General features: G+C 58.4%; 8 protein-coding genes. 4 read left to right on the top strand and 4 right to left on the bottom strand.

Going from position 1 to position 15,331, the window contains the following annotated elements; translation table 11 throughout:
- Positions 1-181: 181 nt before the first annotated feature.
- Positions 182-1,312 (top strand): polysaccharide pyruvyl transferase family protein, encoded by a 1,131-nt coding sequence (locus tag IVB18_RS38325; RefSeq protein WP_247985431.1) that lies wholly within the window; start codon positions 182-184, stop codon positions 1,310-1,312.
- Positions 1,313-1,322: 10 nt separating this feature from the next.
- On the opposite strand, the gene IVB18_RS38320 is transcribed toward IVB18_RS38325, so the two are convergent.
- Complete coding sequence (locus IVB18_RS38320; RefSeq protein WP_247985430.1) at positions 1,323-2,993, bottom strand: putative Ig domain-containing protein; 1,671 nt, start codon at positions 2,991-2,993, stop codon at positions 1,323-1,325.
- Positions 2,994-3,268: 275 nt separating this feature from the next.
- Between IVB18_RS38320 and IVB18_RS38315 the strand changes: the two genes are divergently transcribed.
- Entirely contained in the window at positions 3,269-4,087 is an 819-nt protein-coding gene (locus IVB18_RS38315; RefSeq protein WP_247985429.1) for a glycosyltransferase family 25 protein, read from the top strand.
- Between the two features lie 64 nt (positions 4,088-4,151).
- Here the strand turns inward: IVB18_RS38315 and IVB18_RS38310 are convergent, their stop codons facing one another.
- Positions 4,152-5,201 (bottom strand): glycosyltransferase, encoded by a 1,050-nt coding sequence (locus tag IVB18_RS38310; protein WP_247985428.1) that lies wholly within the window; start codon positions 5,199-5,201, stop codon positions 4,152-4,154.
- 108 nt (positions 5,202-5,309) lie between these two features.
- Between IVB18_RS38310 and IVB18_RS38305 the strand changes: the two genes are divergently transcribed.
- The gene (locus IVB18_RS38305) at positions 5,310-6,506 is read left to right on the top strand and encodes a glycosyltransferase (protein ID WP_247985427.1); all 1,197 of its coding nucleotides are present in this window, start codon (positions 5,310-5,312) and stop codon (positions 6,504-6,506) included.
- Here the strand turns inward: IVB18_RS38305 and IVB18_RS38300 are convergent.
- Positions 6,495-7,493 (bottom strand): glycosyltransferase family 2 protein, encoded by a 999-nt coding sequence (locus tag IVB18_RS38300; protein WP_247985426.1) that lies wholly within the window; start codon positions 7,491-7,493, stop codon positions 6,495-6,497. The two genes, IVB18_RS38305 and IVB18_RS38300, sit on opposite strands and share 12 nt — an antisense overlap.
- Before the next feature lie 1,033 nt (positions 7,494-8,526).
- Here IVB18_RS38300 and IVB18_RS38295 point away from each other — a divergent pair.
- Positions 8,527-13,767 carry an Ig-like domain-containing protein gene (locus IVB18_RS38295; RefSeq protein ID WP_247985425.1) on the top strand — a complete coding sequence of 1,747 codons (5,241 nt, stop codon included), beginning with the start codon at positions 8,527-8,529 and terminating at the stop codon, positions 13,765-13,767.
- Here IVB18_RS38295 and IVB18_RS38290 read toward each other — a convergent pair.
- Positions 13,754-15,223 (bottom strand): lipopolysaccharide biosynthesis protein, encoded by a 1,470-nt coding sequence (locus tag IVB18_RS38290; RefSeq protein ID WP_256476578.1) that lies wholly within the window; start codon positions 15,221-15,223, stop codon positions 13,754-13,756. The two genes, IVB18_RS38295 and IVB18_RS38290, sit on opposite strands and share 14 nt — an antisense overlap.
- Between the last annotated feature and the right edge of the window lie 108 nt (positions 15,224-15,331).

Below are 15,331 nucleotides of genomic sequence, written 5' to 3'. Positions count from 1 at the left end.
CACCAGGGGACGCGAGAGCGTGATTGAGGCAGACGCCGGCTGAGCGCGAAAGATCGAATCTGATGCCTGACGCAGGAAGCCCGGCACCGCAAACTGTCCGGCACTCTCGCTGGCAGCACGCAGATGCGTCCTTACCCAGCTGTAGCAAGTACCTCGCGGAACGCGGAAGTGGATTTGTCGAATGCGGATTTTGGGTAATGCATCAGAAGCCGTTCGATGCTGTGATGCGACCGGCGGCACCGAAGAGTTCAGGACGATGGCCGAAAATCCCATGAAGGGTTCTCATACCCTCATCACGGAATTGCAGAGTGAGATCGACAGGGTCATCGGGCCCTATCTGGAAGGCGTCGACGACTTTGCGCTGGTTGACTTCCCCAACCATCCAAATGTGGGAGACAGCGCGATATGGTTGGGTGAAGAGACCTATCTGCAAAAGAAGCTGGGAAGAGCGCCGTCCTACGTGTGCACGTACGACACCTGGGCAAAGGAGGATTTTGAAAGAGCGGTTCCTGCCGGACCTATCCTCATCCATGGCGGCGGCAATTTCGGTGACCTTTGGCCAAGTCATCAGGAGTTTCGTCTCAGGCTTCTATCGGAGTTTCCCGACCGCCAGATCATCCAGTTGCCGCAAACCATACACTTCTCCTCGAAGGCAAGCCTCCAGCGCGCCGCGGGCATCATCAACGCTCACAAAAAGTTCCTGATTCTGGTTCGCGACGTGCAAAGTTTGAAGGTCGCGAGAGAGGAATTCACGGCGCCCGTCGATCTCTGTCCAGACATGGCATTTTGCCTGGGGCCGCAGAGCTCACGAGCGGCAATAGCGAGGAATTTGTTGCTGCTGCTTCGAACCGATCACGAGAAGGTAGAGCGGGCGCGTTCTCGTCCGCTTCCGAGCTTTGCAGTCGTCGAGGACTGGTTGACGGAACAGCGCGGCTTGGGAAAGTGGTTGTTTCTCAAGGCGCTGCTTGAGACGTCCCTTCTCGTGTTCAAAGGCAGGATGCCATCCGAGCTCGACGTGCGCATTCGATGGTTTCACCTTTTGGCGTCGAACCGTGTAGCGCGTGGAATGAAGCAGGTTGGATCGTCGGCCTATGTGATCACGGACCGGCTTCACACGCACATATTTTGCGTGTTGTTGAATGTTCCGCACTCGGTCCTTGACAACAATTATGGAAAGATCAGCACTTTTGTCGATGCCTGGAGCAAGCCCTTCGAGAAGTTGGGCCGACCATTGAGCACGAGTGTGGACGAGGCGGTCGCAACCTTTCTGGATATATGCAAAGGCGCTCCGGCGTCGCCGGATCAAGGATGACGGTCTAGCATCATCTTCCGTCCAAGCGGCCCGCCGGATTGTGCGCATCGACGGTGAATGTGGTCGCCCTCGTTGTTGTCTGGCCCGCGTTGTTTGTGCAGGAGATTGTCGGGGTGCTGACCCCTGTTGCCGTTGGTGCGCCGGTGATGAGTCCAGTGGAAGCGTCAAAGGAGAGACCCTGCGGTAGTCCTTTAACGGACAGGATCTTCGGCGTCATGACGCCGGCGTCGCACTCCCCATAGATATCGTGGCGGTAGCGGTCGCCCGCGGCGGCCGAAAGGGGGCCGGTCGTCATTCGTGGGCCGCGATTGATGGAAAATCGCAGGGGTTCCATCGTCGAGCCATCGGGCTTGTAGCCATAGACGACCACGTGAGACCGCCCGGCATTGCCCGTGCCGGCGGTGAAGTCCGCCCTGACCGTGCGCGAGGCCGCGTCGTACGAAATTCCTGCCGGGAACTGCGTAAACGTCGTCTGCTCCGCCATGCCCGGTTCGGAGCTGTCGTAGGGTACGACCTGGACGAATTCGGTGACGCTTGCATCACCCCACAGGGCCTTGGCGCTCGGGAGCACGACCTTGCCGCTGCCGTCATAATCGACATTAAGGTCTTCGACCGAAACCAGCGGCTTCCAATGCGCGACGCCTGCCATCCGCCAGCCGCGGATCCAGTCCACATCGAGATAGACCGCGGTCGCCGAGCCGGCCCACGCCGCGGCGTCATACGCCTCGCCCGCGAACGTATTGTTGAATATGTGTGACGTCAGCAGCACAAATGACGGCATATTCTTGGTATTGGAGTCCACGCCAATAAACTGGGATCGAAGGGCACCATCGACGTAAAGCTGGGTGCTTCCGCCGTTTCGAAAGACGAAGCTGAAGACGTGGAACGTATCGTCCATATAGTCGAACGGTCCGGCGCTGTTGTCGGTCGAGATTGCCCTCGACGTGTGGACGATATTGCTGAAGTGCATCCCTTGAGAGTTGCACTCCAGATCCCACTCGTTGCCGGTTGGATTGAGCACGGGTGTGACGGAATAGGTCCAGAATGCTGGATGAAAGCCAGCCGGATTTGTAAGCCTGGAGCTGAACCGAGCACGTATCTCGATGATGACGGCATTGGTGGTCGGGTAGTATGCAAATGCCCCGGCCGTATGGATCATCGCGGAGAGGTGCGGGCGGACGCCTCCGTTGATGGACCGGTCGGTCGGTGTAAGGAATGCCTGCTCGCGCACTGTTGCCTTGCGCGCCCCGAGCCGCAGCACCGAACTGGAAACCCACATGTTGTCGAAGTCGACCGCGACGCCGCGGTTACGGTCTTTGTAACCTGTCGTTAGCGGGTCGGCATCAAAGGCTGTCCCTAGCGACGTGGTATTGCCGCGGATGCCTGGATGATAGGCGCCAGTCGGGAAGAACTTGCCGCGAGGGTTTGCCGGACCAACGATATCGAGGGTGTCGAAATCGTCACCCCAGGACAGCGTATAGCCCGCATACAACCCGCTGCCATTCTGGCCGACGACGGCGCCACCGACGATCTGGCTGCTTCGCTTGAAGGGCGTGATGGATCGCAGGCGCTGTCGCACACCATCGTTGCTCAGGCCTAGATAAAGTGCTGAGCCAGCAACAACCAACGATGCGACGAATAGTGCTGCCATGGTGCCGTTGATTCGACGCTTTGATGGCATCCACGCCTCTCTTGCCTGACCGTCATGATCTTCGCGGCGTACACATTCACTCGCAAGTGTGGAACCTTCGGTTCGCACCAAGGCGTCCGAATGCGGACCATTTCAGCGTATAGCCGCAGATTTCGTGGTGACGGGGATAACAATGTGAAACATCGTCGCGAGCATGGCAGCCTGGGCGCTTGCCTCCTCCTTGTCAGCAGAGACAAGTTCGCGCTAATTCTTTCGAGATCATGTGCAATGCGGTTCCAAGTTGACAGCGCAGGACTGACTAATCAATGGGCAGCAATCTCAGAGTTGTGGCGATTAGTTTGGCCGGTTCCCAGCGCCGCGAGCGCGCGAGTGCAAATCTGGATTCGCTTGGTATTCCGTGGACCTTCTTTGATGCCTTGCGTGTGCCAGCCACGGGGCTCCCGCAATATGATGAAGCGCTGGCCATTCGCTTTTGGGGCAGGGGCCTTTCACGAGCCGAGATCGGCTGCGCAGCGAGCCATATGAGCGTCATGGCGCAACTGGGGGCATCGGACACCGACGATTCATGGACACTTGTGGTGGAAGACGACGTCGTTCTCGATACCGGATTCAGCTTTCGATCGCTTCCGGATATCTGCAAGGCTGCCGAGATCGGTTATCTCCGGCTGTATGGGCGACACATGGCGCCGTGCAAGCACGTGGCCTGGCTGGATCAGCGGGAATTGGTGCGGTTTGAGCGCGCGCCAATGGGAACGCAGGCCTATTTGATCTCCAGCCGCGCAGCACGTCGATTCATCGACAGCGTGACGACGATCCATCGGCCAGTCGACTGGGAGATGGATCGCTTCTGGACAAATGGGCTGTACAACTATGGCTTGTTTCCATTTCCGTGCCTTGAGCTGACGCTGCCATCGTCGATTGCAAAAGCGGCGGAGTCGCTCCGCGAGCCTACTGCGCTTGACAGGGCGGCGTGGTTTGCGTGGAAATCGAAGGAATACGTTCTGCGCTTGTCGGAAAATATTCGCCTTCGCCAGTCCGACAGGCGGATTCGCGCCCGCCTTGCCGGCGTAACCAGTCTTTACGGGCCAATGCCGGGGACAATTCGCAGGATCGAAAGCCTGTGATTGATGCCTGAAGGGCGTGCGACGAGGATCTGACGAGCCGGGTTGCCTTTGCGCCATCGCGCATTCAGGCGTGCTTGCGTCGGATAACGCTGCCGAACCTCAGGAGCGGCCTCAGGAGTTCTGCCCTATTGAACCGGAGCATGATCAGCCGGTATGCAAACCAGGAAGGACTCAAGAATAACGCAGTGAACCAGACGATATGAGAGGCGGCGGTCCGCCATTGTGTCGTCTCGGTCAGAGCCAGCCATATGCCGCGACGCAGAAGCGAACTCGATGTGTCCGTCTCCTGGGCGACATATCTCAGTCCCAATTTTCGGGACGCTAGGCGATAGTTGATAAAGACGATCTCGTTATCGATTGGCCTTGCCGATTGCACATGTACCGACTTCCTGTCGCAATGCGCCTTCAGGATATCGAACTCGGCGACGCGAAACCCGATTTGCCTAGGGAAATCGGGAAAGCGCTGCGCGCGGCCCTTCGCGTCGTTCCGGCTGATATTTCGACCATGGAGCCGATATTGCCCCAAGGTCGCCTGCACCGTGACGACGTCCCCGTAAAGAGGCGCAATCGAGTTGAGAGCGCCATCGTATCCGACGGGCGGATTGAGAGGGATGACCTGACGAAGAAACTCTCTGGAATACGCATTTCCCGACATGACCGGCCAGATGTACGTTCCTGACCGGATAAATTCTGCATGCACGTCCTGTGACGTATACGACGTCGGAAACGCACAAAATGGGCGTCCAAGAGGCGTGCCAGCGCCGTCGATGAGTTCCAGATTGAATTGAACTTTCGAGAGACCCTCGCGCCAGTGTGCGACGACATTTTCCACTGCTGTCGGCATCAGGATATCGTCCGCATCGAGGAACAGCAGCACATCGCCTGTCGCTTCGCGATACCCAACTTCGAATGCTGCGATGTTGCCTTGATTTGCCTGAAATATGGCTCGAATCCTGTCACCATACCCGGCGATGATCTGACGGGAACCGTCGATCGAGCCATCGTCGACGACAACGATTTCATCCGCTGGGCGCGTCTGATTCAACGCGCTGTCGATTGCCAATCCGACATACCGTTCGTAATTGTAGACTGTTATGACGATGCTAATCTTCAACGTGTGTCGCTCAGGAAATCCGCCAGTGTCATCGAAGGCTATCAATCCATGCGTTGATGAGCCAGAAGTAATTTCACGGTCCGCAAGCATGGTTGGTGAGACAATCGCATGAAAATCGCTCTGATCGATCCGTCACTGTTTACCTGGCCGTATGATCTTAAATTAGCCAAAGGATTGACCGATATTGGGCATGCAGCCAGCATTGTCGGGCGCCAGCTTGGGCAGAAGCCGTCCGTCGACGAAGTGCGGTTTCTTGACCGGCATTTTTATCCTGGGATGCAGTCGCGCTTTTTCAAGAAACTTCCGCGCAACGTGCAGCTGGGACTGAAGGGTCTCAGTCACGCTGAATCAATGGCTCGGCTGATCAGGCGCTTCAGGAGAGCGCCGCCCGATGTGATCCATTTCCAGTGGGCGCCTCTGGCGATCGTTGACAGCCAGTTCGTTCCCAAGTTCAGAAAGGTCGCGCCAACTGTGCTGACCGTTCATGACTCGAATCCGTTCAACAACAATCCGAGCTCGCGGATACAGCGGATTGGCGCGCTCAAGATTCTGCATTGCTTCGACCATCTTATCGTTCATACGACCGTTGCACGCGATCGCCTATTGGGCGTCGGTATCCCGAACGAGAAGATATCCGTTATCGCGCACGGATTGCTGACGGATCATATCGCCCGACCGGCCGACGAGCCTTCGGCCGGGGGCGGGCGCGTTCAAATACTCCTGTTCGGCAAGATAAAGCCCTACAAGGGCGTAGACGTCATGCTTCGCGCGCTTGCGCTGCTTCCTCGAGAGGTCAGGAGGCGTGGCGTGGTGAAGGTCGTGGGCTGGCCGGAAATGCCGATGGAGCCGCTGTTTGCGATGGTGAAGGATCTGCAGCTCGAAGAGCATGTCGAATTCGACTTGCGTTTCGTTCCGGAAGATGAAGTCACTTCGCTGGTCGCGCGCGCGGACATCCTGGCTTTTCCGTACCGGGATATCGACGCGTCGGGTGTGCTGATGCTGGCGATCGCAGCGGGACGTCCGATTGTCGCGTCGAACCTTGGAACGTTTTCGGAATGGCTGAGCGATCAGGCAGAAGGGACGCTCGTTCCTCCAGATGATCCCGTCGCATTGTGCCGGTCGCTCGAGCGCTTGATCAGCGATCCTGATTATCGAAACTCCAAGAGTCAAGGAATGCTGGATCTGCGCGACTCCGTGCCGACGTGGACCTCGATTGCACGCCTGACCGAGTCCGCCTATGCGAAGGCGGGCCAGCGTGTGGGCGCAGATGCCAGCGCCCAGGTTCTTGAGGCTTCACGAAACTGAAGGGGTCATCTGCCAGGTGGTCTGGCGGATCGACAGGATGCCCCAGAAAAAGCCCAGCGCCCAGGCGAAATGCATCACGACAGCGGCAGGCAGGGCAAGCAGTCCGCAGATTGAGCGATGCTTTCCTGCAATCATCATTGCGGTCAGTGCCAGGATCGCCAGATAGGCCGCCGGCAATGCCAACAGCGCTGGCGCCACTGGAGACAGCAGGATGGCGCAAACCGTCAGCGCAACATGAGTGGGCACCAGGAACTGACGAAGTCGCAACGATCCGGGATGCCGCCTCACGGTTCTCGACCGACCGCGGCCGTAGTTGAAGTATTGCTTCGCCAGGCTCAGAAAACCCGACCGGGGTCGATATGAAAGGCGGATGTCCGAATCCAGAAATATCCGGCCGCCGATTGCACGCAGCCTGCAGTCAAACTCTGCATCTTCATTGTGAGTGAAGGTTTCATCGTAACCACCGGCCCTGCGGAAAGCATCGATAGTCATCGCTGCATGATGTCCGTGATCGACAAAGCCGCTTTGCTTTCCGCCGCGATGTGCCGATCCGCCCGAGCCAACCTTTGTATCCGAGACCCAGGCGACGGCCTTTTGCAGACAGCCGTCACCACGCGAGTCCATGGGGACCACGACCGAATCGGCTTTGCGCTCGTCCAGAGTCTTGAGGAGGCTCGAAACATAATGTGCCGGATATTCGCAATGGGCGTCACACCGCACCAGGGCCTGCGCGTCCGCACCGTAGACCTGGACGGCCAGATTGACGCCGGCGCTCTGTAGCCGCTTGGGATTATGCAGCAAATTGACGCCGTCAATCTCTCTGGCGAGAGCGCGGACAATGTCAGGCGTCCCATCCGTGCTGCCACCATCTGCAACCACTATTGTGCGGTCTTCGAGGAGACTGTCCCGGGCCAGGTTACGGACAACCGTCTCGATGTGGGACGCCTCGTTCAAGACCGGTATGACGATCAGGACTTTTCTAGACACGGTTTAGCTGCCACTTGCGTCTTTTGTTCAATCCGTTGGCAGGCGCGGGAACGCGATTTGTTGATGCACGCCAAGGGACACGCAATAGTCGGCCAAAACAATGGCCAACTCGTGACCTCTTGACTTGGTCTCTTGGTGCCTTCGGCAAAATGAGCGGGTATCAAAATGAGCGAGTATGACGACTGAGGTGCCTTAAAACCGGCGATCTATTTTGCGTATCTGCTGTGTAGCCGATCGCCTGAAGATCGGAAGCGAACTCGAATGGGAGCTATAAGTGAGAGTTGCCGTTGCCGTCTTCGCCTCATTGCTTGCCGTATCTCATCCTGCATCGGCTGATCCGATGACGCTGGACTTTTCATGGCACGGGGCGCAGGGCTGCGTCACGCTCTTCCCAAATCCCGAGATCCGTCTGCGCAACGTTCCTGCGGGTGCCACGTTGATGTCACTCACGCTGGCGCAAGGCGCTCGGGAAATGGGAGGCCAGGACGTCCCGGTTCCCGCTAATGGCATTTTGCCATCTGGGAGGATCCGGACATACGGTCCTTGCAAGCCCGGTCTATATGAATGGACTGCCCTGGCGAAATCGTCGACTGGGCAGGTTCTGTCAGAAGCGCATCAAGCACAGTTCTATCCCGCGGGCGAACCCACAACGGGACAATAGTTCGCAGCAACGTCGCCGTGCCGTGACCGCTGCAGCCTGCATCTGCACAACACCCTTGTTACTCATCATCTCGAGTCCGAACGCGATGCAGCCGAATGCTTTGGAACCGCCACCGAGTTCCGGCTCCCTATCTGGTTCCGGGAGAGGATCTCGCGCATTGGAACGACGCGGCGGCTCGTCTGGTTGAAGTCTCTTTGCTGCGGAACGCGCTGACCTCAAACGATGCCCCGTATTCTTACGATGCCCTTGAGCGATGCGCGGTCTTGAAGCTGTCACTGAATTCCTCTTCATGCTTCAAATTGTTTCGAATCCGTAAGGCCGTTTTGAACGCGGTTGTCGTTGGCTGACGTACAAAGGGAGCAAGCAATCACCATGACCGTAATCAGCGGCACCGCCGGTGCAGACATCCTGTTTGGCGGCACCGGAAACGATGTTCTGACCGGAGGAGCAGGGGCGGACACGTTCGTCATCTCGAAAGGGTATGGCTCCGACACTGTCACTGACTTTCAGGCGGGGGCAGGCGGCGATGTGTTGCGGGTGCAGAATTACGGCTTTGCGACGTTCGCCAAATTCCTGGCCGCAGCCACGCAAGTGGGCTCCGATATAGTCGTAACTCTGTCCTCGACCGAAACCCTTACACTGCAGAATGTCGCGCTTTCGGCTTTGGTCGCAGACAATGTCGCGCTGGACAATCCGTTGCCGGCAAGCGGTACGGCGTGGAACTGGGCGGGCACTGTCCCCGCAGGTGGCACGCTGACGACCGGAGCAACAAATGACGGCATAGAGGCCGGCGGCACGGGCGTTATCCTTATCGGCGGAGCCGGGGATGACACCTACTACGTCTACGACCACAACACCAAGGTCGTCGAGCAGCCCGGAGAGGGTATCGATACGATCCGTGTCTGGAACATCAATGGATACAGCCTCGTCAATGCGCCGAACGTCGAGAACCTGATCCTGACGGATAGCGTTCCGTCTCCGGCCACCGGCAACGATCTCAACAACATCATTATCGGCAACGCCGGCGACAACATGATCGACGGCGGTCGGGGCAATGATGTGCTGACCGGTGGAGCCGGTCGCGACACCTTTGTCGTAGCCGCGGGCAACGGAAACGACATCGTCACCGACTTTCAGGCGGGCGCCGGCGGGGACATCCTGCAACTCAACAACACGGGCTTCAAGACCTTCGCCGATGTCACGGCGGCCATGAAGCAGGTCGGCACCGACCTTGTGCTGACGATCGCCGGCGGCGAAACCATTAGGCTCGAGAACACCAGCCTCCAGGATCTCACGCCCGCAAATGTAAACATCGTCAGTCCCCCGACCGGACTGGTCCAGACCTTCAACGACGACTTCAACGCGCTCTCCGCGGGGCAGGATCCCAGCCTGACGTGGCGCACAAGCTATGCCTGGAGCGGAGCAGCAGGCTACGGGCTAGCCGGCGAACAGGAGGTGTATGTCGATCCCAGCTTTTCAGGGCTGCCGACAACTCAGGCATCAACGTCGCTTGGGCTTAATCCGTTCTCGATTCAGGACGGCCATCTTGTCATCACGGCGCAGCCCTTGCCTGCGAGCGCCACGCCTTATACAGGCAATGCCATTTTCTCGTCGGGCATGATCTCGAGCCAGAACAGCTTTACCCAGACCTACGGCTATTTCGAGATGACGGCCACGCTACCCAGCACAACCGGCGCGTGGCCGGCGTTTTGGCTGTTGCCCAGCACTGCCAATAATCTCAATACCGAGATCGATGTTCTCGAAGCCTTTGGTCAGGATCCTAGCCAGGCCCACTGGGCCATTCACTCACCGTACGCGCCCGCGACGAATGGCGGTTGGGCAAATACAGCCAACCTGACCACCGGAGAACACACATTTGCGCTCAAATGGACGCCTTACGACCTGACGTTTTTCGTGGACGGGAAGGAGGTCGCACAGCAGGCCACACCCGCCGACATGAATACGGCGATGTACATGATCGCCAATCTCGCGATGGGCGGGAGCTGGCCGGGCAACGCCGCTCCAGGATCGACGGCGACGATGACCATCGATTCGATCAAGGCCTATCAGTTGCCGGAGTACACGCTTGCCAACTACGCTCTTCTCACGAGCGGCACCCCGACCAACACGATCGCGGGAAGCGCGGCTGCGGATACGCTGACCGGCACTTCCGGCAATGATCTGATCGGTGGCGCCGGAGGCGCCGATACCATGACCGGCGGCGCCGGCGACGATACCTACGTGGTGACCGATTCGACTGCGAAGGTTGTCGAGGCCTATGGCGGAGGCGTCGATACGGTGCGCTCCTCGGTGACGTACGCGCTTTCCAGCTACGTCGAGAATTTGACGCTCACCGGCTCGGTGGCAATCAACGCCACCGGCAATATCCAGTCCAACATCATCATCGGAAATTCCGCGGCGAACGTTATCACCGGCGGACTCGGTAATGATATTCTGACCGGCGGCGGCGGCGCGGATACCTTCGTAGTCAACTCTGGCGACGGTTCTGACATCATCACCGACTTCTCGCCGGGATCGGGCGCCGGACACGACGTTGTGCAGTTGAACGGCTTTGCCTTCACCTCATTCGCCGACGTGCAGGCGGCGATGAGCCAGGTCGGGGGCGACGTATATCTGAAGCTGACGAGCCAGGATACGCTGGTGTTCCGCAACACGACGATCTCGGCGTTCAGCAGCGACGATTTCCAGTTGCCCGCAACGCTCCCTGTCGGCGGGACAATTACGTCCTGGATCAGCGGAAAAGCGAGCAGCCGCATGGTCTACGGCACCGCGGCGAACGACAAGCTCACGGCGGTGAATATTGACGACACGCTCGTAGGCTGGAAAGGCGACGATACCTATGTCATCGGCAGCGCGAACCAGAAGATAGTCGAGAATGCGGGCGGCGGTATCGACAGCGTGGAGGCATGGACATCGTACACGCTGCCGGCCAATGTCGAAAATCTGACGCTGTTGATGGGCGGGCTCACCGGCGTCGGCAACCAAATGGCAAACCGCATGGTGGGCTCGAGCGGTGACGACATCCTCGATGGCGCCGGCGGGAATGACTGGCTCTCCGGAGGAGCCGGGAACGATACGTTCATTTACAATGCAGGCAGCGGCAACGATACGATCGCGGATTTCCACGTCTTCACGGGCGCGACTGCCGAACACGACAAGCTGATCCTGAAAGGCTATGACAGCGGCGCCTATTTGACCCATGTGAACGACGTGTGGACCGTTCACTACGCGGGTGGAGCAGATACGCTGCGCATTGCAAGCATCACCAGCTTGACATCGGCCGACTATTCATTCGTGTCCGCGACGAATGTGCCGATTGCCACGACGCCTATCAACGTGCCGACGATCTCGGTCACCAATGACAACGGTTCGATCGCGTCCGGCCTTACCAACTCAAATCACCTGATCCTGACAGGCCACGCGCAGGCAGGTCTGACCGTCGAGGTGTTCGACGGAGAAAATCAGATCGGCACGGCGATCGCCGACAACAATGGCACGTGGAGCTATGCTACGGGAACACTGATCGATGGGAGCCATGCGTTCGCGGCTGCCGCAACGGACGGCGCGGGCAATATCACTGCGCGCTCAGCCAGTGTAGACATCACGATCGACACGGTTGCCCCGACCGTCCCCACTGTCACGTCGTTCTCGCCCGACAGCAATATTGCTGACGACGGTGTCACCAACGTCAATCATGTAAATCTGGGCGGGACTGCTGAGGCAGGAGGCACGGTGCAGATCTTCGACGGTGCGACGCTGATCGGAACCACAGGCGCCGATGCCAATGGAGCCTGGTCATTTGCGACGGGAACCCTGGCGGACGGCAGCCACGTCTTTACGGCCAAGGCCGCGGATGCCGCCGGCAATCTGAGCGCGCCCTCGGCTGCTTTGAACGTAACGACGGATACGGTTGCACCAATTGCGCCGACCATCGTATCGGGCGCACCCGCGGCTTCGAACAGCATGATCATTTCCGGTACCGCGGAAGCCGGAAGCTCGGTGAAATTGTACGAAGGTTCGAGCTTGCTCGGCACAGGCGTGTCGGGGACCAATGGCGCCTGGAACATCACGACCGGGTCGCTTGCGCAAGGTCTACATAAGTTCACCGCGACCACAACTGATGTGGCTGGCAATTTGAGTGCGCTCTCGAACGCCTTCAGCCCGACAGTCGGTACGGTGATTGAAGCGGCCGGTATGACAACGCTCACCCAAGTGGGAAGCTACTTCTATCTGTCGACTGGCGGTTCATCGGTTCTGCTAAAGAATGGCGGAGCGGCGGTTGTCGCGGGGCAGCAGGGCTCATGGGTGCCGGTGGGTGCGGAAGCATCATCGAGCGGCTACCTTGTCGCCTGGAAGATTCCTTCCACCGGCCAATTTGCGATATGGAATGCCGACAGCAACGGCAACTACCTATCCAATTACCTGAACAAGGTATCCGGCACCGACTCGGCTCTTGAATCAAGCGAAACGCTCTTCCACCAGGATCTCAACGGGGATGGTGTGATTGGTCTTCCACCAGCGTCCCAGCCGGTTTCAGGCACGACGATCGAGGCGTCCGGCTCGACTAGCCTGGTTCTGGTCGGCAAGAATTATTTGCTCGACTCGATGGCCAGCGGCACTGGGCCGAGCTTGAAATCTGGTGGTGTCGCGGTTGTGTCCGGACAATTCGGCGTATGGACGCCGGTAGGCGTGGAGCAGACGTCCAGCGGTTATGACGTGGCCTGGAAGATTCCGGCCACCGGCGAACTCTGTGTGTGGACCACGGACGCCAATGGCAACTATTTATCGAACCTTCTGAACAAGGTGTCCCCGACCGACCCGACTCTTAAGGCGGTCGAGACGACTTTTTATCAGGACCTCAACGGCGATGGCGTCATCAATACGTCATCGACCACTCTCAAGATTTCCGGAAATGTCGTATTGAACCTGGACAAGATGACGCAGGCCGCAACGATCGACGCCGGCGCTACACTTGAATTGTCCGGTGCGGCTTCCGGGTCGATCACTTTCAAAGCGTCGACAGGCAATCTGGTGCTGGACCATGCGGCGCAATTTACGGGAACGCTGATCGGTCTGGCGGGTGACGGCACCGCTGCCAATTCCAACCATATCGATCTGAAGGACATCGCTTACGGATCGGGAACGTCGGCATCGTTTTCCGGCAACACGGCCGGTGGCGTGTTGACCGTGGTCGATGCTCAAAATCACACCGCACAGATTTCGTTGGTCGGTGACTACACGAAATCGACGTTCAATATCTCAAACGACGGAAAAGGCGGCACGCTGGTGATCGATCCTCCGAAAGCCAGCTTTGATTTCGCGCCGGTTCCGGCGTCGCAGCCTCCTGCGGCCGCTCCGGCCGTAACCGCGGCGCGCGTGGGAAACGAAGGATTTGTTTTCGAGCAATCTGCCACCTCGAAGGGCGCCTATGAATTCGTCAACGAGACGTCCCATGAATTGCTCAGGTCAGCGCCCCTCGTGGAGACCAGTCGCCCAGATGCCGACCTCGGCCTTCATCAGGTCGACCTCGTTCACGCGGCGGCCCCGATCGATGCCCATCTGGCGGAGTTGCACAACTTCATCCTTCGCTGAAGGTCTTTGCCTTCCGATAAGCGTTGCGCAACACGCGTTTCGCGAGTCTCCTTTTTTGCGCGAAGAAGGTGATGGCCATGAGATATGACGCATAGGCAAGCGCCAGCAGTGCAGCCAGCTCAGCCGGAGAATTTCCATCCAGCAACGAGATGGTCGAAATTCTGGTGATGGCCGCTGCGACGAGACAACCGATCCAATGCGGGCCAGTCGTTTCGATCAAGCTCCACGCTGTCACGGGGCCGGTGCGACCGATCGATATCGCGTAAAGCGGCAACACGATGGCGCAGTTCACCAGTGTATACGCCATGGCAATCCCGAGGGCGCCCCAGGGGAGGCCGATAACGAATGAGGTCACGTTGATCAGGGCGGTCCAAATGCCAAGCCTGAAGTACTCCTGGCCACGGCCTTGACTGAGAAACAGCCAGGCTGCCGTCGCGGTCGCGACCTGGATTAAGCCCGCGAGGCCAAGCCACGAAAAAATCGGGGCTGCACCCACCCAATGCTCTCCAAGGACAAATCTGAAGAGCGGCTTCGAGAGCAGGATGGCGAAGACAACGCCCGGCTGACATGCAAGCATGACCATGGAAAGGGCATCATCGTAGGTGCTCAGATATTCCTCCTTGTCGAAACGAAGCCGCGAAAGAAGAGGGACAATCACCTGGCCGATGGGGTTGTGCAGTTGAATGATCGGAAACAACAACAGCTTATAGGCGCGATCATATAGGCCGAGCTCTTCGCCGCCCCGGAATTTTCCGATGAGAATATTGTCCGCGTTTCTCGAGAAATAGTTGACCAGATTGAACCCGGATACGTGCAGGCCAAATCGCGCCATATGGCGAGCCTCTTTGTCCAAGTGGGGATATCCAGGACGATAGCCCGAACAGGCCCAGATCCCGACTGTCGAAAAGAGCGTCAGAACGAGTGTGGACAGGTAAAGCGCCCAATAATCTCTCAAGATGATCACGGCGATGATCCCTGACGCTACGGAAGCGGTTGTCGCTATGACATCCAGGATGGCCAAGGCCTTGAACCGGCTCTCTCTGGCAAGCAGCGCGGCGGGAACTGCTGGAAGGCCCGCAATGAAGCTGAGCCCGGCAATTGCGAGGGTGAGTTGCTCGAGCCTGGGCTCATTGTAGAGCAGAGCAATAGGATATGCGCTCAACGCAAGAACGAGAGCAGATGCCGCTGAGGCGAGCACCGACAGCCAGAACAGCGCATCGAGCTGGCCTTTGGCGATGTCCGGGCGCTGAACGATGGCCTGTCCAACTCCGAGGTCCTTGAAGAGCCCGAGGAACGTTGCTGTTGTCGCAGACATCGCAAGCAGGCCGAAGTCGGACGCTGCGAGATTTCGCGTCGCGACGATGGTCAAGAGAAAGCCGGCGCAGAGTTTCCAGGCTTGCGACCCGCCTGTTATCAGGATGTTCGTTGCGACCCGTGACTTGCTATCTCTGTCCAAACGAGCTCACCCGGCGATATCGAACGGCTCTTGCTCGGCCTTGCATCTGGCGGCAGCAAAAGCCGTCGGCCGGTCAATGACGATGGATTAAACCGTCGCAGGTTTTTA

The organism is Bradyrhizobium sp. 186, from assembly GCF_023101685.1.
In the GTDB taxonomy this organism is placed as follows: Bacteria; Pseudomonadota; Alphaproteobacteria; order Rhizobiales; family Xanthobacteraceae; genus Bradyrhizobium.
Note: the sequence above shows the minus strand (reverse complement) of the source record. Positions and strands in the feature narration are given on the sequence as shown.

Excerpts from the sequence above, each read along its gene's own strand:
- IVB18_RS38305 (WP_247985427.1), top strand. The coding sequence starts at position 5,310 with ATGAAAATCGCTCTGATCGATCCGTCACTGTTTACCTGGCCGTATGAT.
- IVB18_RS38295 (WP_247985425.1), top strand. The coding sequence starts at position 8,527 with ATGACCGTAATCAGCGGCACCGCCGGTGCAGACATCCTGTTTGGCGGC.
- IVB18_RS38325 (WP_247985431.1), top strand. The coding sequence starts at position 182 with ATGCGGATTTTGGGTAATGCATCAGAAGCCGTTCGATGCTGTGATGCG.
- IVB18_RS38320 (WP_247985430.1), bottom strand. The coding sequence starts at position 2,993 with ATGCCATCAAAGCGTCGAATCAACGGCACCATGGCAGCACTATTCGTC.
- IVB18_RS38315 (WP_247985429.1), top strand. The coding sequence starts at position 3,269 with ATGGGCAGCAATCTCAGAGTTGTGGCGATTAGTTTGGCCGGTTCCCAG.